The following is a 21452-nucleotide window of genomic DNA, read 5'->3' on the forward strand; positions in this document are numbered from 1 at the left end:
ATTACTTTAATAATCAATAACTAATATTGTTGACACTATTGAGAAATTAAGTATATAGTAGCTTACTATTGTTTAGTTAAATTACAATGAAAACTTTTTTCTTAAAAGAGAAACAAATCGACAAAAAATGGTTTGTCATAGATGCAGAAGGATTAGTGGTAGGGAGGCTCGCAGCATTTGTAGCGACACTATTACGTGGAAAGCATAAACCTGAGTATACACCTCATATGGATTGTGGCGATAATGTAATTATTATCAACGCAGAAAAGGTGCATTTTACCGGGAAGAAACTGAAAGATAAAATTTACTATAAGCATACAGGTTATTCTGGTGGTTTGAAGAAAACTACTCCAGATAATATTTTAAATGGCAAATTTCCTGAGCGTGTAATAGAAATGGCAGTGAAAAGGATGCTTGATGATGGGCCTATGGCACGTAGACGCTTTGAAAATTTGTATGTTTATTCTGGTTCAGAGCATAAGCATCAAGGGCAGCAACCTGAAAAGATAGATTTTGCCTCTTTGAATCGTAAAAATAAAAAATAATGGAGTAAAAATGAAGAATTCTACAATAAATAACAATGATTGGTCAGAAGAGACAATTAAATCAGCAGTTGATTCGCTTGGTCGTTTATATGCTACAGGCCGAAGAAAAGAATCTGTAGCAAGAGTATGGATAAAGCCGGGAAGTGGAAAATTTAGTGTTAACAAAAAAGGCGATCTAATTTCTTATTTTAAAAGAGAATCAGTGTGCCAAACAGTAAAAATGCCATTTGTTGCGACCTCTATGTTAGATAAATATGATGTATTTGCAACTGTAAAAGGTGGAGGGCTATCTGGTCAAGCGGGTGCTCTAGCTCATGGAATAAGCAGAGCTTTAAGTAGCATAAGCCAAGATTTGCATTCTATATTACGTAATGGTGGGTTCTTAACTAGAGATTCACGTATTGTTGAACGTAAGAAATATGGTCAACATAAAGCTCGAAAAAAGTGTCAATTTTCTAAGAGATAGTTATTTTATAGGGGTGTTTTTTTGTAAGTATTATACAAATATTTGCAAAAGTGTATGATATCCTCTATTTTTGTGATGAATTTAGTTGACTATCGGTGTCAACATAATATGCTATTTGTGTGATTTTTTCAATATTAAGGTAATTTATGAGTAAAGAAGATATAATAAAACAATTAAAAGAAGATTGTTCTGGTCAGAATATAGATATAACAAAATCTGATTTGAGCAAGATTCATGATGCGTTTATAAAAATAATAAAGAATGAGCTGCATGGGAAAGGTGAAATACGTCTGCATGGGATAGGAACACTTTCTACTGCCATAAGTCAGGAGAAACAATGTCGTAACCCCCAAAATGGTGAGATCATGACTGTTCCTGAAAAGACAAGGGTAAAATTTAAAGCAAGCCAAGCTCTTTTAAGTATTTTAAATGAGAAGGAAAAAGCAGCAGTTAGTTAGACATTGTCATTTTCATTGTTTTTACTACGCTGTGTAAGCCGTAAAATACAGCTTCGCTAATTAAATAGTGGCCTATGTTAAGAGCTGAGATGTGAGGTATTTTTGTCATCCTCTTAGCGTGTTTATAAGTTATGCCATGTCCTGCGTGGCATTCTATTCCTAATTTATTGACGTACTCTGCAGCATTGGTGATTAACTGTAACTTTCTCTTTGATGGATTATCACAGTAATCCCCTGTGTGAATTTCTATTATGTCAGGTTTTGTCTCTAGCTTTTCAAGATATTTCAGTTGATTGACATTTGGATCGATAAACAGTGAGACTTTTATGCTAGAGCTATGCATTTCTTCTATTATACTAGAAAGCTTACTGTGCATATTAACGATATCCAGGCCACCTTCGGTTGTTAATTCTTCTCTTTTTTCTGGTACTATACAAATCGAATAGGGTTTTACTTCTTTTGCTATTTTTAGCATTTCTTCCGTGGCCGCAATTTCAAGGTTTAGCTTAGTGTCAATGCTTTTTTTTAGGTTAAACACGTCCTCATCCCTAATATGCCTTCTATCTTCTCGTAAGTGTACAGTAATAAAGTCTGCTCCAGCGTCAATGGCTATTTCTGCTGCTTTGAGTGGATCTGGGTAGGAGGTTCCGCGTGCGTTACGAAGAGTTGCGATATGATCAATATTAACGCCTAGTTTCATAATTTACCTCAAAAATTATTTATAGATTATACATGTTATTAGGTCTTTTGCATAGTGACCTTACCCAGATGATATGACAACACAGAGAAAAAATACCTAAGCGTCAAAACGAAGGAGAAGAGATAAAGAAGTGGAGGATAATACGAAGATATGCTCATTTTGGATGTAGGAGCTTTCCAGGAATTGTCTTCTTGAATTCTATGGTATTTTGTTTAACATTGAAACAAGAGTCCAGTATCAGCTACTTGCATGACATCGTTTACTATGTGCCATATTGCAATGTTTGTACAGTAAGCCATAAGGATGACAGAGCAGATTTAAGTTAGCTATTATACTCACCGTTTGTGGCTGAAAGGAGCACATTTTTAGAATAATGAAAACAATCAGCACTTTAATTCAAGAAGGATCGGAGTTATTATCGTCACACAAAGTCGAATCACCACATCTGGATTGTGAAATCATTATGCAGCACGTACTTGGAGTGGAAAGATCATTCATAATTATGAACCATGCTGATCAAGTGCCGATGGAGAAAGAACTTTTATTTTGGAAATTAACAAAAAAAAGAGCGGAAAGATATCCAATATCGCAAATAATAGGTAATCGTGAATTCTGGAGTAAAAATTTTATAGTTAATCAGCATGTTTTGGATCCAAGACCAGATAGTGAAACATTAATCTCAACAGTGTTAAAATATTACCCAAATAAAAAGCAGAGACTAAAAATTGCAGATTTTGGTACAGGTACAGGTTGTTTATTGATATCCGTACTTAGTGAGTATAAATATGCTGTTGGCGTCGGTTTTGAAAAAAGCTTGGAAGCATACAAAGTTGCCTATCAGAACACAAAAAAACATGATCTTCTCAGCAGAGCCAAAATATTTCCAAGTTCGTGGACAGAGTGCAGAGATTCATTTGATCTGATAATTAGCAATCCTCCATATATTAAAAGAAGCAAATTGAAAGACTTGCAAGCTGAAGTGCAAAAGGAACCAAGAATTGCCCTTGATGGTGGTATTGATGGTTTGAGCTGTTATTTGAGCATTTTCCCAATATTGAGAAAGTGCCTTAAAAAAAATGGGTTTGCGATATTGGAGATCGGTGAAGATCAAAATGATATTGACAAAATAATACCCTCATACGAATTAGCTTTTCAGGAATACGTATATGATTTGGCAGGAATGAAGAGATGCATTGTTATGCAAAAAACATAGCTAATGTTTTCTTGTATTATCTACTTCATCCCATATTATCCTATGTCATCCCAGTACCCTCTAGCTAGTCATCCAAGTAGCGTGACTACTTGGATCTATATTTACTATGGTCAAGCCATAGGATGACAGGAACGGTTTTATGCATTTTTTAAAGGGCAACATGTTTAAGCTTTGCTGGCAAAGTGGAAAGTAAGGCCAGCCTCTATGCCGTGTGTGTGAAATAGTTGATTACCTATATTTATTTCCTCAGTTACTTTCTTACCTGAGCTAGGATTAAGCTTCTTTTTTCCAGCATTATTAGGGTCGTCTACCACTTGTCCTAACTTTTCTGCTGTAAGCTTAATATCGCTACCAATAGCACCAAAACCTCTATATCCGATATGCATATTTACATCTTCATTTATGCGATAGTCAAAGCCAGCTTTTACTTGACCTGCGGGTCTTATTGACGGTTTTTCAAACATCGTCATTCTTGTTGCACCGACTCCAATACCAACGTAAGGAGAAAAAGAGAAACGGTCACTTTTCCAATGATGATAAACATTTGCCATTACAGATATGTTCTCAATTTGGTCATGACTAACTGCAGCACTATAGAAATAAGTTTCTTTACCAGTCTCCTTTAGGTATGAAACAGTTATTTGGCTACTTGTTAAATCAATATTATCCACTTTTACAGAAGAATACATCCCTTCCAATTCAGCCCTATAGCTGTTACCATTCAATTCCCCTGTATAACCCAATGCTACATTTGTAGCAAAAGGTGGGTTATAATCTCCTTTATACTGACTCAGTAACTGACCGCCTGTATTCTGAGCACTTCTGTCATTTACAGATACCTTATTGGTAGCTGTAGCATCAGCACCTCCAATTTTTGCTTTCAACTCACTCGTGTAATTTAAATATTGACCGTAATACCCACTACCAAAGTAAAACCCTTCTGTTTCACTCGCAAAAGATTGTTGTGACAACAGCAAAGCAAGTGCTGTAACTGCTAATGTTTTTTTACTAATCATTACTACTCCCCTAGTTAAAATAGCTAATCTAATACTAATTAATTAAAAATGGCTTAATATGAAAAACCTAATTATTTGCATAACTTGCACTTTCCTGAGCTAAAAATAGGCAAAGTTAACCTTACTTCTCGTCATTTTTGAATTTATCGTCAATATCCTCATCTTCAAATTCATCCTCCTCTTCTTCGTCATCAAACCCATCATCGCTTCTATCCTCATCTTCCTCGTCATCATCTTCAAACTTATCGTCGATATCTTCATCATCAATATCTTCGTCTGCAAATTCATCTGATTCATCATATACTGCATCTTCTGTTTTAGTTTCAGCAGGATAATCAACTGGATTAGGTCCCTCAAGAGCATTATTCCCTTCGTTATTAACCTTATCTTTACTCGCAGCGGCAGAAAGAACTTTATTTGGGTCATATGGTTCTTGTGTAGGCACACGAGTTTGCTTGAGCAGCCTTCTTGTGAAGGTGGTATCACTGTAGTACAAAATTTTCTTTGATTTAATTGGGTAAGTCGACTCTATTAAAATTATCTGATCGTCACGTGGCAACATAATAACTTCTTGAGGCAATAGCAATGCTCTCTGTATTTCAGAGATATGTAACGACCTTGAAGCAGGATTCAAGTCTAAAAACTTAGGTTTGTTTAACGATTCTTGTTGTACAGTTTTGTTTCCTATAAGTTGCGATATTAAATTAGCTGTTTCAATATTATTGGCTGCAAAAGTTATTCTGTAAGTCGAGTTTGACAAAAAGGAGTTCATCCCTGCTTCTTCGTATATTCCTTTGAGCTGCTCAGTATCTTGAACAATTAAGAATAACCTAACTCGATAACCACGAAAATATGCAATACCTGTTTGAAATTGCTCCATTTTTCCAAGTGTAGGAAACTCATCCATTAAAAACAATACGCCATAAGGCTCGTCATCCGATGGCAATTTTCTACATAAAAACTCAGTTGCCTGTTGGTAAAAAACCTGCATTAAAGGCCTGAGCCTAGTCAAGTTGTCAGGAGTTAAACCAACATAAACTGTAATTTTCTTCTTTTTAAAATCTAGAATATTAAAATCACTTGACGCAGTTGCAGTATCAATCAATGGGTTTGCCCACAATTCAAGTGATGAGTTCATGGTTGATACAACACCTGACCTTTCTTTATCAGCTTTTTGTAAAAAAGCTGCAATATTCATATATGCTACAGGGTGTAGTATTTTACCCATTGTATCAAGAGCAACAGCAAGATTATAAACCACGTCATCACTACGCATCGTACGCACAACTTCACCAAAAGATTTAACTTTCTCTGGTGCAGCAAGTAAGTATAATACCACTCCAACAAATAAGCTTCTTGCTTCATTCTGCCAAAAGTCTTGTTCAGGCATGATTAGGTTAGCTATTTTCTGCACATCGTCAACCATCTGCCCAGGTTTTTCACTAATCCATTGTAATGGATTGTAACAGTGACTTATTCCATCTGGCTGCGCTGGATTCCATACGTATACTTTTTGTCCTTGTCGTTCTCGCCAACCACTTGTTATTTCATAGTTTTCTAATTTTATGTCGTGTACAATTACCGAGTCAGTCCAAAATAATAAATTAGGAATTACAAAGCCAACACCCTTACCAGAACCTGTAGGTGCAAATAACAATGCATGCTGAAACCCATCAGAAATGAAGTATCCTCTTTTATCTTTACCAAGCAATAATCCCTTTTTGCTTCTTAACCCTGCTTTTCGTATGTCTTTCTCTGATGCCCACTGCGAGTCTCCATGAAGTGATTCTTTCTTTTTAAATGGTCGCCACTCAATTATCCTTTCTCTTAAATTCCACAAAATAACCATTAAAATAATGATAGGCAGTGCAGAAGATATAATTAATGTGATTTTGAGCTCAAGGCTATATAACTCTGGGCGGTGCCAACAATATTGTATATGATCAAAAATCGTTGGCCAAAGAGCTTGAGGGAAAGGCGTCAAACTAGGATTAATTGCTTTAAAATCCACACCATCTGGACCGTCAACTAATAGAAAGAACAATATACCAGATAGATAGAAGCAAAACTCAAGTACGCTAAAAGCTACTACACCTCCTATGAGAATATTACGTAGGTGATTTCCATTACTCATAAACTACTCTTCCTTAACTTATGTATAAATTTAAGCATTTTCGCTCGCAGATCTAGTAAATAATATCTCAGAAATGCTTCTTTTGCCCCCACCGGTTCTTTTTAGCTGAATAACAATATCAATCACATTTCTAATGTATGGTATGATCTGATCTGGAGGAATGCCAAGATTTGCCTGCATAACCATCAATTTTATTTGCTCAAGGGCCATTGTTGGACTATCCGCATGAAGGGTTGATATTGATCCAGGGTGACCAGTATTTATCGCCCTAAGAAAACTAAAAGCTTCCGCTCCACGGAGCTCACCAACTATTATTCTGTCTGGCCTTAAACGTAAGCACGCCTCTATCAAATCTTGAGTGGTTACTTTTGCTCTGCCCTGCCCTCCTTTAGAGGCAATTAGATGGACTTTATTGGGATGTTCGTTCAAAACGATTTCCCTTGCATCCTCAACAGTAATAATTCTTTCCTCAGCTGGAATAGCACGCAAAGTAGCATTAGTAAAAGTAGTCTTACCAGTGGAAGTTCCACCGCTAATTATAATATTTTTCTTACTTATTACAGCGTATTCTAAAAACTCTTTTATTTTTTTTTGTCTTAACAGTAAATCCAAATGACGGTCAATTGGATTATCAGTTGCTTCTGTAACAGTCTCAGAAAAAGCCCCCATTTTTTCGTAATCATCCAATGCTAATTGCATGCTAGAAGGCTTACGAATCGACATGACTACTTTATCAGGTTCACATGCTGGCGGAAATACTATCTGTATACGATAACCATTTGGTAATGTTGCCGAAAGTAAAGGTGCTTCTTCGCTAAGTTTTTGTTCTGTAGCTTGAGCAATCAGTCTGCCAAGAGATTTCAAATGGTTAAGATCGAATACTTCTAATTTTTCACACCTTATTTCACCGCGATTTTCAATCCATACTTCCTTTGGCTTATTTATTGATATTTCATTTACGCCTTCTTCTTGAAATATGCCTTGTAATGGCTCCAAATATGTATCAAGTGCAGCATAGTTCATTTCATTGATTTAATATTGCCTGTGGAGGAAATACTATATCTTGGTTAACAAATACTTTCAATGCGGTGCCTTGATCGACATAAATAGTTGGTTTTTTATCTGTATATCTGCCCACTACATCTCGCATATCTTTAGAAAAATCCTCGATCGACTTCCCAATTGCTTCATCATAGACAGACTTGCTTTTTCTTTGAAATTGTTGTAACAGTTGATTTACATTTTCCAGGCCTATATTTACCTTGTCTTCTCCAATTCCTAGTGCTTTTGCTATTTCCTGGTTCATTGTTTTTAGTAAATCTTGTTCACTTTTGGCACTCCGAATTTTTCCGATAGCTCCAAGGCCCAGTTTCCATTTATCACTAGATATATCCTTTGCTGCTTCACCAATAACATCTTTGAGTGAAGAAAAATCTATTTCAGTTGCAGTGATGGATCTCACCGCATCCATAGGAGTTAGCGTACCAATAAGATTAGAAGCCTTTTGCCCTATAACAGCTGAACCAATCGAAACACCAGCAAGTGCCACTGAAGAGAATAATGCACTTACTATTTTATTATCAACTATTCCTGCTATCCCTGCTCTACCAAGCTCGTCAGTACTAAGTGATGAGATGGCAACATCTATTCCATGTGGCAGAATCACTCTATTCCAGTTTATATTTACACGAGATTTAGCAACATTCGAGTCAAATGAATAACTACCTATCAATCTTGAGCCTTTAGGTATTAAAACTGTATCACCAGTTTCTGCATAAACATCTCTACTCACCATAGCACGCAGCATTCCTTGCAGATCAGAATTTATTGCAGTTTCAAGAACAGCATCAATAATTTTACCTTGAGTAATCATTAAACCAAGCTTTCCTACTCTGGTAGCTTTGCTCGACTGTGCTGAAGTGTCGGATAAAATAGCATCAGCAGCCTTGTTCTCTCCACTACTACCTGAAATTGTTAACATTTGTGCACTACGTCTGTCTCTAGGATAACCTCCGCCCCCTATTGTAGGAAACGAGGTAGGTAAATTGCTAATAACATTACTAGAAGGAAAATTTGGCTTTGGCAAAATAGGTATATTTGACACAGGGGTTTCTTTTGGTTTCTCTTCTTCTTTTTTAATTTGTTTTATTTCTGGTACGATTTGTGGTGTAGGAAGAGGAGGTAAGGGTGGTAAGGAATCGGTTATTATTCTTTCTGGAACTATTACATTATCTGGAACTTGTTCCAACTTTCCTTTAAATTCTTGAACGTTTTGCTTTGTTTCCTCTTTTTTAATAACTTCTGAATCCTCTTTATGAGAAGGACTAAAATAGAAATAATACACTACACCAACCAGAAGCACTAAAATCATAACCATCAATGCCCTATGACCTTGATTAGAGCCAACTGTTACTACCTTGTTCTCTATTTCTGACTCATCTTCTGAATTGTTACGCCTTTCTTTATTCATATTGCATGTACCACAGCTAAAGTGACCTATTTATAATTTCAACTTCACCATCTTCATAACGCATAAATAGCTTTTTATGTACCCCTTTTATTATAACATAATCATCAAATAACAGCCTTTTACAAGGTTTATCCTCCCCTTCTACAAAAATCTGAGGTATTTTATTATTATTTCTAAATTTTAAATAGGTTAAATAACCATCATCAAATAACTCAATCGGAACTATATCCGCATTACCACCTTCATCAATATATGTATAATTATACTTCGTATCATTTTCTTGTATTATTTTTTCTGGCTTGTCTGTAGTATACTGCATTTGAGTAGGTAAAGAAACCTCATCTAAATCAACATCAAATTCACCTTCTTCTTGAGGATAATAAAAACGTACTACGTAAGATATATCCTTTTCAGCAGAATAATCGTGATCCACTTTCTTAGCATTAGTGTCCAGGTATTTATCGTAGTTTGGCCTTGAGATTAAATCAAAAATGTAATTTCTTTTTTTAGTTGTCGTAATAATCATGTTAGTGCGGCTACTAACTTCAAATGGCATGATAAGCAATTTATTGTCATAAGGATTAATTTTCCAACTTGATGCATCACCAACAGCGATATTTTTAACTTTTTCTCCTTCCGCAAATTCAATATAAGAATAGTAACCCTGACTAAAAACCACCGTAAATACTTCATTAGGGCTATACACAAAAGTCTTTATTCTACTATCTACAGAAATAGGTTCATTATAATTAATGGATGCGTTTAAATTGCTACTTACAAGTAAAACTAAAACTAATAATATCCTATACATATTCATCATCTACTCTATATGAAATAACTTGAAACCCTAATGGGTTAATATATCTTTGCTGATCATTCATTTCAAGCGATGCATATCTATATGACATAATAACTATCTTATTTTTTCTTGTGGAACTTCCATCTTTCCGTATAAATTCCACAAAAAACCTCACCTGAAGAGCATCGTTACCCAATTTTTGAATCGAGCGAATTTTAAATTCATTTTTGGTATCTGAATATAAATTAAAAAGATCATCCATATTCTGCGATCCTATATAATTTCTAAATTCATTATACACATTAGATGAGGAAAACAACCTCACCTTTGTATAATAGTTATAATTATAATGATATGGATCAAAAACCTCCCTTGCTTTTATATACTCTGAAATAAAATAATCGTTCAGCGCTTCATCTGCAGAATACTGCTTTACTGTGACAGGATCAACCAATTGCACTATTCCCGATTTCTTGTCAATTTCTATAACAAATGGCTCAATAGTGCTACTTGTGCTAATTTTAAATATGACTAATATGCTGATAGAGATCGTTGCTAATAATATTAACGCAAATAAAAGTAGAATATTCCTTTGAGCAATAACTGTGCTGTAGCGGTTTGAATTCCAATTTATATCCTTATCTAACGATTCAGTACTTTTCTCTCGCTTAAAAAATCTTAGCATTTTAATATTCTTAAAAATCTTAACTTGTGTTAATAAACATAGCAAATTAACAAAGTAGTTACAACAAAAAAGCTAAAAAACTCTTAACTTATGGCCTAGCTTACCAAACTTTGTCTCCATATATGAATCGTTATATTTATTACGTTCCACAATAAGTGGTAGACACTTTGTAACCTCTATACCACTACTTTCCAATTCTGACAATTTCCTATCATTGTTTGTAAGTAATTGGATTTTGTTAATGTTCAATTTCTTAAGCATTTTAGCTGCAACAACAAAACTCCTTTCATCATCTTCAAAACCCAATATTCTATTTGCATCAACAGTATCAAGGTTATGTTCTCTTTGCATACTGTATGCTCTTAACTTATTAGTTAAACCAATACCTCTTCCATCCTGCATCAAATACAATATAATACCACTTCCAAAGTCAGCTATCATTTGAATTGCTTGATGTAACTGACTTCTGCAATCGCATGATAAGCTATCTAACAAGTCACCCGTATAGCACGAAGAATGAATTCTTACTAATGGTTCGTCATCTTTATCTGGATTGCCAATGATAATTGCATGATGTTCTCTTCCGCCACTTTCGGTTCTATAAGATATGATATCTACTTCTTGAGTCTGTTTTAAAAATAATGATGTTTTGCACACTTCATACACACTCTGATTTTGTTGAAAATCATTTACGAGTAACGTATCTAGTGCAATAATGTCATTTTCTTCACACCAATTTCGCATTTCATACTTATTCTCAAAAGTCATATCAGCTACTAACGCGTATGGCAATAATTCTGAGAACTTAAGCAAGGCAATAGCACATTCATCTATTGTCTTTGAGCATTGCAACTCTTTTATGCAATCTTCCTTTGAACAGTTTATTAAATGGAGCAGTTCATCAAAATTATTCACCAACAGACGTTTGCTGTTATGTTCTTTATTCTGAGATATGTATTTTACCTTACTTGAAGTTAAAGTAACATATACATTACTTGATATAAGCTTGTATTGATTAAATAAATCTCTTTCTAAAGCCTCAGCAGCAGCGAACAATAGGTAATTACTTTCATCATATATTACAATTGGCCGACCGCGTCTGATTTCGCTGATAGCTCTTTCTACCTTATTGCTACTCTGATTTCCTATAAACATTTTTACCCATATTAAACAGCGATAAAAACTGGTGCGGCCGAGAAGACTTGAACTTCCAAGGCCTTATGAGCCACAGCGACCTCAACGCTGCGTGTCTACCAATTCCACCACGGCCGCACTATATTCTAGTTTTTATATAATTATTTTAAATTACTTAATCATTTTAGAATTTTTCATCTAGAGTGTCAATCTGATACTAGAATAATTTAGAAATTGCTTGTATAATTTGATTATGAATTTTGTGATTATAAATTTTAATCATTTAAGATAACCTTACTACTAATTTTTAACTAAGGTTTTTATACAAATGAATATAGCTAATATCTTTATTTTTTTAGCTCTCTCTCTTATAACTAGCTTTCATTTCGTCCATGCACAAATATTATACACATGGTCTCAAGTTATCCCAGAAAATAAATTAAGCGTACGTGCAATTACAGACAATGACATGTGTCCCATTGCTCATGTAGATGGTGAGGAAGTAGAAATGCTAAATCGCAGTTCAATTAATAATGGTGATCATAACGAAACAGTTTGTGAACTGACAGTACAAACAAGTGCCAAAAACATTAGTATTGAGGATCTACGGGTTCCTATATTACCAAAAAAGGTTAATAAAATTGCTTTCATTGGTGACACGGGCTGTAGAATAAATATGTTATTTCAGCAGGAATGTAATTCAGTAGATAGCTGGCCTTTAAAAAAAAATTTAGACTCAATTGCCCTTCATAAACCAGATTTAATTATCCATGTTGGTGATTATCATTATAGGCAAACAAGATGTAGAAATACAAAAAAGTGTGGCGATATTTATGGATATAATAAAGAAGCTTGGTACGCTGATTGGTTTGAGCCTGCAAAGGATATTTTATCACAATCCCCTTTCCTTTTTGTTCGTGGAAACCATGAGAGTTGTGATAGAGCTTATGAAGGATGGTTCAGGTATCTAGATTCATACCCCTTTTCGTCTGAAAAATGTGGAAACTTCGTTTCTAGTTGGTCCTTAGATGCTGGACCGATGAAATTTTTTATCTTCGACTCTTCATCCGGTGAGGATATTTTTACAACCCAAAGCACAATTGATGCTTTTGAAAGGCAATTTGATAAATTGATACAAGATAAGCCCACGTGGTTTTTAACTCATAAACCGCTTTGGAGATCTCCAAAAAAAGAATTTTTGACATTAAAAAGCCGTGGTAATCTTACACAAATTGAAGCTTTCGGAGATAAATTTCCAAGCAATGTCACTACCATAGTTTCTGGCCATATTCATATAGCCCAGATTTTATTAATGGATAATGTTCCAGACCAGATTATAGTTGGAAATGGCGGTTCATTACTACACGCTCAAGATCAAGAACCTGTTTATCAAAATGTAGAATTTGACTATTCAAATGGTAAAAACTACTTAGCACACGAAGTCAGAAACTTTTTCGGCTTTGGCTTTGCAATACTAAACTTAGATGATCACAAATTTACCTTCTATAACCAAGATAATAAGGAAATGTATTCTGCAAAGCTAACGGAAGATTTTAAACTCAAAACGGATTAAAACTATAGTCGATTCATTGTATCTGTTCAGCTAATGGCGTCAACTTAAGGACACATTTTAGACTTCTTTGTTGAAATAAAACAGAAACAAAAGTGCTGTTTATTGCACTCTTTGGATAATTTAATGATAAAAAATTTAGAGAGAAATTTTATACACAATCACTGATATTTTCCCTTAAGTTGACGCCATTGGCTGAACAGATACTTGTATAGAGCACAAGTAATAAGTTTGCAATATTAGCATGATCTAAATTATACTCTTTACCGTAAACTCTTTTACTTCTTCTCCCCAGACACATTGTTGGAGTGTCGAAATCATAATTTACTCCTACAATCATATCCTTGATTGGCCCTAAAGCACTATCAATATAGTATACAGATTTATAGAAGCTGTTTTGCGAAACTCTACTGTTATCACTTTTTTTTACAGCAGGAACAGTACTATACTCAGCATATTTTTTGAAATTCCCATATGTTTCTTTAAGACTTTCATATACATCTGACATCTTTACCTCTCGAAAAATCTATATAATAATCGTTTAATTACATGTTGCACAAGAGTACATATTGCAATACTATCTAGGTTAGAAATTGAGGAGGTTGAATGAATTTTACTTTACCTGAATTACCGTATGATAAAACAGCTTTAGAGCCTTACATATCTGCAAAAACTTTAGACTTTCATTATGATAAGCATCATAAAGGGTATTTAAATAAACTCAACGAGCTGGTTGAAAATACGGATTATCAGCATGTGAAAATTGAGGGATTAATAACAGAAGTTCATGGTAATAGCAGCAACTTGCCTATATTTAATAACGCAGCACAAGTTTGGAACCACACTTTTTATTGGAACTCAATGAAAAAAAATGGTGGTGGTAAGCCTAAAGATAGTAGTCTTTTAGCAAAAAAAATTCAGGACGATATCGGTGGCTTTGATAAATTTTATGAAGAATTCTCCAACCATGGAGTAAGCCAGTTTGGCAGTGGATGGGTATGGTTAGTGCTCGAAAAAGGAAAGCTCAAAATCACCAAAACTCCAAATGCAGATTTGCCATTAATTTATGGCCAAGTGCCATTGCTCACTATGGATGTGTGGGAGCACGCCTATTATTTAGATTGTCAAAATCGTAGAATTGACTACATAAAAGTTTTCCTTGACCATTTAATTAATTGGGATTTTGCAGAAGAGAATTTAAAAAAGAACACATAAGATGAATGTACCCCAGGTAACAAAATTAGATAATGGTCTGCGCATAATAACTGAGCAGGTGCGTGATGTTGATTCCGTAGCTTTAAGCATACGAGTTGGTGTTGGCAGTAGAGCGGAAAGTGCAAATCAAAATGGAATATCCCATTTTCTAGAACACATGGCTTTCAAAGGGACGAAGACAAGAACTGCATTTGAAATTGCAAAAGCTTTTGATGACATAGGTGGGGTTTTCAACGCCAGCACTGGTAGGGAAAGCACCACCTATTATGCAAAAGTCCTCAAGAAAGACATCAAAACTGGTATTGATATACTAATAGATATATTGATGAATTCAACATTTCCAGAAGATGAATTGGAGCGTGAGAAGGGCGTTGTAATACAAGAGATTTTTCAAACTAATGATTCACCAAGTGACATTGTTTTCGATAAATATTTTGAGGCAGCTTATAAAGATCAACCTTTCGGCAGGTCAATCTTAGGCACGCAAGATACTGTAAAATCTTTTACTCGAGGAGATCTAGATAATTACATAAATGAGCATTACTTTGGTGAGAATATGCTATTTGCCGTTGCAGGAAATGTTGAACATGAAGAAGTTGTTGCATTAACCAAAGATTTTCTCTCAAAGATTCATTCTAAAAAGCTGAAAAAAAGCCAAAATGCGAGCTGTACTGGTGGTGAGTATTTAGAACATCGTAAATTAGATCAGGTGCACTTGCTAATTGGTCTACCTAGCGTTTCTCGTTATGACGATAAATATCACACGTTTCAAGTGCTTGATTCTATATTAGGGAGCGGAATGTCATCACGTTTATTCCAGGAAGTAAGGGAAAAGCAGGGATTAGCTTACTCTGTTTATTCATTTAATTCCAGCTATACTGATACAGGAATGTTTTCCATTTTTGCTGGCACAGACAGTAGTAACTTAGATAAGCTTTTAAAATCTATAACAACAGAGTTGAAGAAGTTGTCTACAGATGATTTGAGGGAAGAAGAAGTAAATAGAGTGAAAGAGCGAGTAAAATCCCAAATTTTAATGTCGCGCGAAAGCGTGAGCTCACGTGCTGAAACATTGGGGCACTACTACGGTAACTATAATAGGTACATCAGTAAAAATGAATTAATAGAAAAAATTAGTGCAGTTACCACTGCTAACGTAAAAAAAGCAGCAGAAGAATTGTTATCTCAGCATGAAAAAACCACTCTAGCTGCAATTGGAGAAATTGAATCATTGCCAAGTTACGATAAAGTGGTTTCTATGCTTAAAGCTTAGTGCATTCTGTTATATTGATTTGGCTGCTTTACAATATAATTTAGCACAGTGATTAAAGAAGCGTAAAGTTGAAACAATGTGCTATGAACCACACATATAAGCAATTATATGTATTAAACAAGAGCCTGACATTAGTTTTAATTCTTCTGTCAGTTAACTCTTGTCTTTTATACATGAATCACTTACCTATTTTAATCCCACCTGCATTTCTGCTTTGCGTAACTTTTTCCGTATAATTTTTAGGAGGTACTGGTGGTGCAAGTGGTTTTTTGCTTACAGGGTTTGAGTCTATACCTTTCTTTTGCCGATGATAGTTCCGTGCTTCTTGAACGGTCTGAAATATAGACTCTCCACCATTATAGTTTCCTCTCACAGAGTTTGAGTTTATGTCTTTCTTTTGCGGAGGATAGTTCAATGCCTCTTTACGAGTCTGGAATATAGGCTCTCCATCATTATAGTTTGAGTTTATATTTTCCTTTTGCGAACCAGCGTTCAATAATTTCGATATCTCTCGCCCTAGCTGATCACCTTTATAATTATTGTTAAGATCTTTGATTTTCTCCTCACCCAATTCCATTATTCGAATTAGAGAGGTATCAATAAAATCCGTTTTTATTTTGTCAATATCTATCGATTTATTACCATAAATCGTAATTTCACTTTTACCTTTTTCACTATTCACATCATAGCCTTGCTCTTTAACTCCTGTTATTACTTCCTTCTTTAGTAATCTATGAATAGTATTTATTATTTTTTGACCACAATCTTGAAAAAAATCTCTGATTGTATCAAATGCCTTTGATAAGGAGATGGTTTCAGTATGTGCGTATTTTTTACCTAGTGGTGGCTCTTCAGCATTCTGGTGTATAGATTCTATTTGCTGAGGGTCAAGCATCATTGCATGACGTTTTGAGCGTGTTGGGTTTGCTTGTGTTTCAGATGACAACATGCCCTTAATATCTTGTTTTTTATTCTCACCATCAGCAACCATACCATCACTTGATTTCCTTTTTTTAGGAAGTAATTGTGGTGGATCCTCATTATTCTGGGATACTGCATTTAAATTCTTAAGTTTAGGAGGTAATTGTGGTGACTCTTCTTTCCTAGGACTGATAAACTCTTGTACTCTTTCTAGATAACCAACATTTTTGTCCTCTTTAGGCACTCGCGCACCTTCAAATTTGATTTTTTGTATCTCTTCAATACTCAGCCCATTTTCTTTAAGCCATCCCCCTCTTTTACTCATTGATGCAACAAACTCATTAATCTTCTGAATATTTTTTACATCATCATCAACTAACATTACATTTTTTGGCAACTCACCATGTTTATCCTTGTACTCCACAATTGCCTTACAGATATGCAAATTCTTTCCAACTTTACTTTGTTGTTCTTTATCACCTTTTAACTCATTATCATAATTTTCTGGAAATCTACCAAATACAGAAATACTGTCTGCCTGCTCTTTAGATAAACCCAAATGGTTTTCTACAACCCTTTTTACAGCATTTGGATATCCTGTATATGATGCAATATTCACTTCTATTCCACCTGAAAGTGCAGATTGTAATGTAGATTTCAACCTCTCTTCATTTTTCATTCCACCTGTATTTTTTAGAAAATTTTCTATATTGTGATCAGTCACTGCATTATTTTGAGTAGAATTAAAATCACTTTTTCCTCCATTACGGAAAGCACTATGCATGTGTCCATTAGTGATAGTGTTATCAAAATCAAATATTAATAGGGTATTATTTTTTATAACCATACCTTTGCCTCCAAATTTTTACAAATAATGGATAAAGGTTAACATTAATAGATTAATTATTTATTATAACCTTTCTAATTAATAGTGTGATAAATAAAGTAAATATAACAAGAAGTAAAAATCAACAGCATAAAGAAAAGACTTAAAGAGAGGCCAAATCAAAGTGCAATGGTATTTCACTAATCCAGTTATTCTTCTCTTGATCTAACCTATCATCTAATATTGCCTGTCTTATTGATTCCATAAGCTTATTCATGAAGAAAACATTGTGAATAGTGATGAGCGTGTAAGCTAGCAGTTCTTTAGCTTTCAGTAAATGGTGTATATAAGCTCTTGAATGTTTTCTGCAGGTAAAACATAAACAGTCACTTTCAATTGGGTTATTGTCCAGCTCAAATTGTTGATTCCGCAAATTAATATGCTCTTTGCACTTTGAAGAAATAGAATCTCTATTTTTTACTTTAATAAGTGCACCACCATGCCTTGCCAAACGAGTTGGATGCACACAATCAAACGTGTCAATTCCAAGACTTACTCCATGAAAGATGTCCACAATCCCACCGATACCAAGCAAATGAGTAGGCCTGTCTTTTTTCAAGTGGTCCATAGTGAAAGAAACTACATCGTACATCTGCTCTTTACTTTGACCAAGTGATCCACCTATTGCTTGACCGAAAAATGGTAAATTGTTGATAAAATCACAACTTTCTCTACGCAGATCGTGATATATTCCGCCTTGACTAATTCCATACAGTGCCTGCTTGCCATTATTGTTTTTTTCAAATTCATTTAAAGAACGTTCAGCCCATCTGTGGCTCATGAGCATTGATTTTGCTGTGTATTCTTTGCTTACGTGAAATGGAGTGCATTCATCTAAAACTAGGATTAAATCTGCACCTAATTTTTGTTGAATTTGTATAGACTTTTCAGGAGTTAAGCAATAAGTTTTACCATTAATGTAAGAACGAAAAATTGCCCCATCCTCATTAATTTTGATCAGAGTTTTTTGTTTTTTTCTTATTCCTTTTATCTCTTCCGAAACTGATCCGTGGCCTAAGCTAAATATCTGATATCCACCTGAGTCAGTTAGCATTGGCCCATTCCATCCCATCATCTTGTGCAAACCACCAAGTTTTGCAACAGTATTCTCTCCTGGTTGAAGCATTAGGTGATAGGTGTTGGAAAGTATGATTTGGGTACCTGCTTCACTTATTCTTTCGGTATCTACAGCTTTAATTGCAGCTTTTGTTGCACAGAATATAAAAGCGGGGGTTTCTACGCTTCCATTTGGAGTTTTAATTGTTCCAACTCTTGCAGAACCTGATTGCTTGATTATCTTAAATGCAAATTCTTCTTTCATCTATTTGCCTAAAAGTTCTGCTATGATGTTTTCTACTTTCTCAGGAGTAAGATTTTCATAGAAGTCATTATTGATCTGCACAACGGGAGCATTAACGCATGCACCTAGGCATTCAACTTCTTTTAAAGTGAACAAATTGTCTTTAGTAGTCTCACCGATATCGATTCCAAGTTTCTTTTTAAAGGTGTTTAAAACTTCTTCACTATTGCACAACCAGCAAGGAGTTGTTCTACAAATTTGTATTAGATATTTGCCTACTGGTTTTAAATTATACATGGTATAAAAGTTTGCCACTTCATATACACGAATATGTGGAATATGCAGCATATCAGCAACATAACGCATAGCAGATTCAGAAACCCATCCGCATTGCTCTTGAACCAGGTATAGTAAAGGCATAACAGCACTACCTTCTCTATCTTTGGGATACATCTCTATAAACTTTCCTGCTTTCTTGAGGTTTTCTGATGTAAAACTAAACTGCTCTTCTTTTTCTATCATTCATGAGACTCGTGTAAACTTTAACAGATTATACCTGTAGAACCAATGATTGCAATTGTTGGTTTTTTGAGAAATAGCATAAAGCTTCTTAGCCCTCTTCAAGCTTATATTTACCTTTTAGTATAAAACATTATATTAATTTTTTAATTTTAGTTAAAATTTTCATTGACATTAACACACAGGAGTAATCATAATAGCATTTTATTAATATTTTAAATAAAATTATGTCTATATTAGGAAGATTGCTCGGGATCAACTCAAATACACCGGAAGTTAAAGAAGCGATAGGTTTTAACCCAGCAAACGTAGGGTTGATTGAAGGAGATGGAGTCGCTTATGGACTCAGCTATCAAGATAATGGTAATGGGAGCAGTAAAGTAAAATTACTTATTAGTCCATTATATCAATCAAAAACATACGAATGGGGTACAAATATCAGCGTAGCAAATGAATTTAAAGATCAATTATCTCTCACATTAATAGAAGATTTAGCTGAAATAGATAAAGTTGGAATCATCTTTCCCGAAGAAGAAATTGGCAAAGAAGGAGAAAAATACGTTAAAGGTTTGTCTTTTAACACTTACGGAATTAAACAATCAGTTAATACTCCTTCAGTTGAACATTTAGGTAAAACAAAATTACAAAAGAATATTAATAACGACAATGCTGCAAATGCAGGCAATAGTTACTTTCAACCAAGAGCAGCAAAGGTTGACAATGGCGATGTAATTGTAATCGCTCATAACTTAAAGGATCAAACTTTAGTTTCTTGGTACTTAGAGTCAAATGGAAGTGGGAAATTTAAGGCTTTACGTGGAAAAAAAGGCATCATAGAAAGAAAATTATTGAAGTTTAATAGCCCAGGACAATTGGCATTAGATGGAAATACAATACTTTATTCGCAAGTGAGAAAAGACATTGTTGGAAATCAAGAAGTAAGAACAAATATTTTTAAGTTCGATATGGCTAAAGTGGTTGATGATCTAAAAAGTGGAAAGGAAGATGAATGTTTGCTTGGTAAGAAAAATTGTCAGATAAATAAAGTGCCATCTTTTTCTAGTGAATATGAAATAAGCTTTTTGCAGTATGTAAAGCAAACACAAGGCGATGATCTAGTTGCCTTTCTTGCAGAAGACAGGTTGTCTGATAAACAAACGTTACATTTAACAAGTCTTGTTAAGAATGGATCAAAATCGAACTTTACTGTTTGTGAATTTGCAGATTCTATAGAGCAATTGTACGTTAAAGACAATAGACTTCTTTCAAAATTCATGTATGGAGCTCAAAATTGTGAATTGCAGCAATCAAATTAAACCTTAAACCAAAACGTTTTCGTCGGTTTCTATACCTGTCCGAGATGATTTTAAACCTTTTCAATAAGCCAATTACGTTTTCAACAATTGCCCTTTGGCTCATAAGTGCCCTGTTCTCTTTTTTTTGTTCTTTGCTTAACGGATTCTTTTTCATTTTCCTGTGCGGTAATACAACATTTTTGTGTATCTTCTGCATTCCCCTGTAGCCGGCATCAGCTAAGATTTTGGTGTCCGGTAATATTGCTACCTTTGATTCTCTAAACATCCGAAAATCGTGTTTTCTACCATTCGAGAAAGATGTGCATATGACTTTTTTACTCTTCTTCTCTGTTACTATTTGTGTTTTTATAGTATGCCTTTTTTTCTTTCCAGAGTAGAAGGGCTTTTGCTTTTTTTTGGTCTCTCTACTGGCGTTTCAGTTCCGTCTATTACTAAAACTTCATATTCTACATCACTCTTTAATAGCTCTTTTTTTCCTGGTAATGCAAAATCTGGATGTTTTATTAATATGTCTTCTACCTATCTTATTATTTTAAAACTGTTACTTTCACTCATGCCATAGCTTTGCCCAATATGAAAATATGTACGATATTCTCTTATATATTCCAGTGCCATAAGTAGCCTGTCTTCTATGCAAAGTTTACTTTTTCTTCCACTTCTAGCTTTTTTTCTTTTATCCTCCACTTCTAGAATTTCTACCATTCGCTCAAATGTTGCTTTTTTTACCCCTGTTAAACGTCGAAACTTTTCTCCTTCTAACTTTTCTATTTCCTTATATTTCATGCTTTCAAATACTTCATCTTACACTCCCTCTAACAATTTTGAAAGAAGT

20 protein-coding genes, 1 tRNA gene and 1 pseudogene are annotated in these 21452 nt (G+C 34.5%); 8 read left to right on the plus strand and 14 right to left on the minus strand.

Translation table 11 applies throughout. From position 1 onward, the window contains the following. The first annotated feature begins 86 nt into the window (after positions 1-86). From rplM to AABM58_RS03460, 3 genes are all read left to right on the plus strand, one after another. Positions 87-545: a 50S ribosomal protein L13 gene (gene rplM, locus AABM58_RS03450; RefSeq protein ID WP_253302273.1), complete on the plus strand. Its 459-nt coding sequence runs from the start codon at positions 87-89 to the stop codon at positions 543-545. Positions 546-555: 10 nt separating this feature from the next. Then, a complete protein-coding gene (gene rpsI, locus AABM58_RS03455; RefSeq protein ID WP_338406351.1) occupies positions 556-1011 on the plus strand; it encodes a 30S ribosomal protein S9 in 456 nt (151 codons plus the stop codon). A gap of 146 nt (positions 1012-1157) precedes the next feature. Next, a complete protein-coding gene (locus tag AABM58_RS03460) occupies positions 1158-1469 on the plus strand; it encodes an HU family DNA-binding protein (RefSeq protein ID WP_338406352.1) in 312 nt (103 codons plus the stop codon). On the opposite strand, the gene AABM58_RS03465 is transcribed toward AABM58_RS03460, so the two are convergent. Next, positions 1462-2169 carry a pyridoxine 5'-phosphate synthase gene (locus tag AABM58_RS03465; protein WP_338406353.1) on the minus strand — a complete coding sequence of 236 codons (708 nt, stop codon included), beginning with the start codon at positions 2167-2169 and terminating at the stop codon, positions 1462-1464. The genes AABM58_RS03460 and AABM58_RS03465 overlap by 8 nt on opposite strands. Positions 2170-2542: 373 nt before the next feature. Here AABM58_RS03465 and prmC point away from each other — a divergent pair, with 373 nt between their 5' ends. After that, on the plus strand, positions 2543-3382 hold the full coding sequence (gene prmC, locus AABM58_RS03470; RefSeq protein WP_338406354.1) for a peptide chain release factor N(5)-glutamine methyltransferase: 840 nt from the start codon (positions 2543-2545) through the stop codon (positions 3380-3382). A gap of 164 nt (positions 3383-3546) precedes the next feature. On the opposite strand, the gene AABM58_RS03475 is transcribed toward prmC, so the two are convergent. The 8 genes from AABM58_RS03475 to AABM58_RS03510 form a co-directional block, all read right to left on the minus strand. After that, positions 3547-4398, minus strand: a complete 852-nt coding sequence (locus tag AABM58_RS03475; RefSeq protein ID WP_338406355.1) for a P44/Msp2 family outer membrane protein — start codon at positions 4396-4398, stop codon at positions 3547-3549. Between the two features lie 121 nt (positions 4399-4519). After that, on the minus strand, positions 4520-6532 hold the full coding sequence (locus tag AABM58_RS03480; RefSeq protein ID WP_338406356.1) for a type IV secretory system conjugative DNA transfer family protein: 2013 nt from the start codon (positions 6530-6532) through the stop codon (positions 4520-4522). A gap of 30 nt (positions 6533-6562) precedes the next feature. After that, entirely contained in the window at positions 6563-7555 is a 993-nt protein-coding gene (gene virB11, locus AABM58_RS03485) for a P-type DNA transfer ATPase VirB11 (RefSeq protein ID WP_338406357.1), read from the minus strand. A gap of 1 nt (position 7556) precedes the next feature. After that, positions 7557-9002, minus strand: coding sequence for a TraB/TrbI/VirB10 family type IV secretion system protein (locus AABM58_RS03490; RefSeq protein WP_338406358.1), 1446 nt, complete (start codon positions 9000-9002; stop codon positions 7557-7559). 16 nt (positions 9003-9018) lie between these two features. Next, positions 9019-9819: a P-type conjugative transfer protein VirB9 gene (gene virB9, locus AABM58_RS03495; protein ID WP_338406890.1), complete on the minus strand. Its 801-nt coding sequence runs from the start codon at positions 9817-9819 to the stop codon at positions 9019-9021. Continuing rightward, positions 9806-10486 carry a VirB8 family type IV secretion system protein gene (locus tag AABM58_RS03500; RefSeq protein ID WP_015588757.1) on the minus strand — a complete coding sequence of 227 codons (681 nt, stop codon included), beginning with the start codon at positions 10484-10486 and terminating at the stop codon, positions 9806-9808. Before AABM58_RS03500 ends, virB9 begins: the two co-directional genes overlap by 14 nt. Before the next feature lie 72 nt (positions 10487-10558). After that, positions 10559-11641 carry a GTP cyclohydrolase II gene (locus AABM58_RS03505; RefSeq protein ID WP_338406359.1) on the minus strand — a complete coding sequence of 361 codons (1083 nt, stop codon included), beginning with the start codon at positions 11639-11641 and terminating at the stop codon, positions 10559-10561. Positions 11642-11670: 29 nt separating this feature from the next. Then, positions 11671-11758: transfer RNA gene (locus AABM58_RS03510), tRNA-Leu, on the minus strand. A 190-nt stretch (positions 11759-11948) separates the two neighbouring features. Here AABM58_RS03510 and AABM58_RS03515 point away from each other — a divergent pair. Then, a complete protein-coding gene (locus tag AABM58_RS03515) occupies positions 11949-13193 on the plus strand; it encodes a metallophosphoesterase family protein (protein ID WP_338406360.1) in 1245 nt (414 codons plus the stop codon). A 148-nt stretch (positions 13194-13341) separates the two neighbouring features. Here AABM58_RS03515 and AABM58_RS03520 read toward each other — a convergent pair whose 3' ends face one another. Beyond that, complete coding sequence (locus tag AABM58_RS03520; RefSeq protein ID WP_338406361.1) at positions 13342-13698, minus strand: hypothetical protein; 357 nt, start codon at positions 13696-13698, stop codon at positions 13342-13344. Between the two features lie 98 nt (positions 13699-13796). On the opposite strand from AABM58_RS03520, the gene AABM58_RS03525 reads away from it, so the two are divergent. Then, on the plus strand, positions 13797-14405 hold the full coding sequence (locus AABM58_RS03525) for a superoxide dismutase (protein WP_338406362.1): 609 nt from the start codon (positions 13797-13799) through the stop codon (positions 14403-14405). Position 14406: 1 nt separating this feature from the next. Continuing rightward, complete coding sequence (locus tag AABM58_RS03530) at positions 14407-15678, plus strand: M16 family metallopeptidase (RefSeq protein ID WP_338406363.1); 1272 nt, start codon at positions 14407-14409, stop codon at positions 15676-15678. A gap of 178 nt (positions 15679-15856) precedes the next feature. Here AABM58_RS03530 and AABM58_RS03535 read toward each other — a convergent pair whose 3' ends face one another. From AABM58_RS03535 to nuoE, 3 genes are all read right to left on the minus strand, one after another. After that, positions 15857-17446, minus strand: a complete 1590-nt coding sequence (locus AABM58_RS03535; RefSeq protein ID WP_338406364.1) for a hypothetical protein — start codon at positions 17444-17446, stop codon at positions 15857-15859. 142 nt (positions 17447-17588) lie between these two features. Further along, a complete protein-coding gene (gene tgt, locus AABM58_RS03540) occupies positions 17589-18806 on the minus strand; it encodes a tRNA guanosine(34) transglycosylase Tgt (RefSeq protein WP_338406365.1) in 1218 nt (405 codons plus the stop codon). Continuing rightward, positions 18807-19307, minus strand: a complete 501-nt coding sequence (gene nuoE / locus AABM58_RS03545) for an NADH-quinone oxidoreductase subunit NuoE (RefSeq protein WP_338406366.1) — start codon at positions 19305-19307, stop codon at positions 18807-18809. Positions 19308-19531: 224 nt separating this feature from the next. Between nuoE and AABM58_RS03550 the strand changes: the two genes are divergently transcribed. Beyond that, on the plus strand, positions 19532-20620 hold the full coding sequence (locus AABM58_RS03550; RefSeq protein ID WP_338406367.1) for a hypothetical protein: 1089 nt from the start codon (positions 19532-19534) through the stop codon (positions 20618-20620). On the opposite strand, the pseudogene AABM58_RS03555 reads toward AABM58_RS03550, so the two are convergent. Beyond that, positions 20577-21403, minus strand: a pseudogene (locus AABM58_RS03555) (IS5 family transposase). The gene AABM58_RS03550 and the pseudogene AABM58_RS03555 overlap by 44 nt on opposite strands. Positions 21404-21452: the final 49 nt, after the last annotated feature.

This window comes from Wolbachia endosymbiont (group A) of Longitarsus flavicornis, assembly GCF_963931955.1.
GTDB lineage: Bacteria > Pseudomonadota > Alphaproteobacteria > Rickettsiales > Anaplasmataceae > Wolbachia.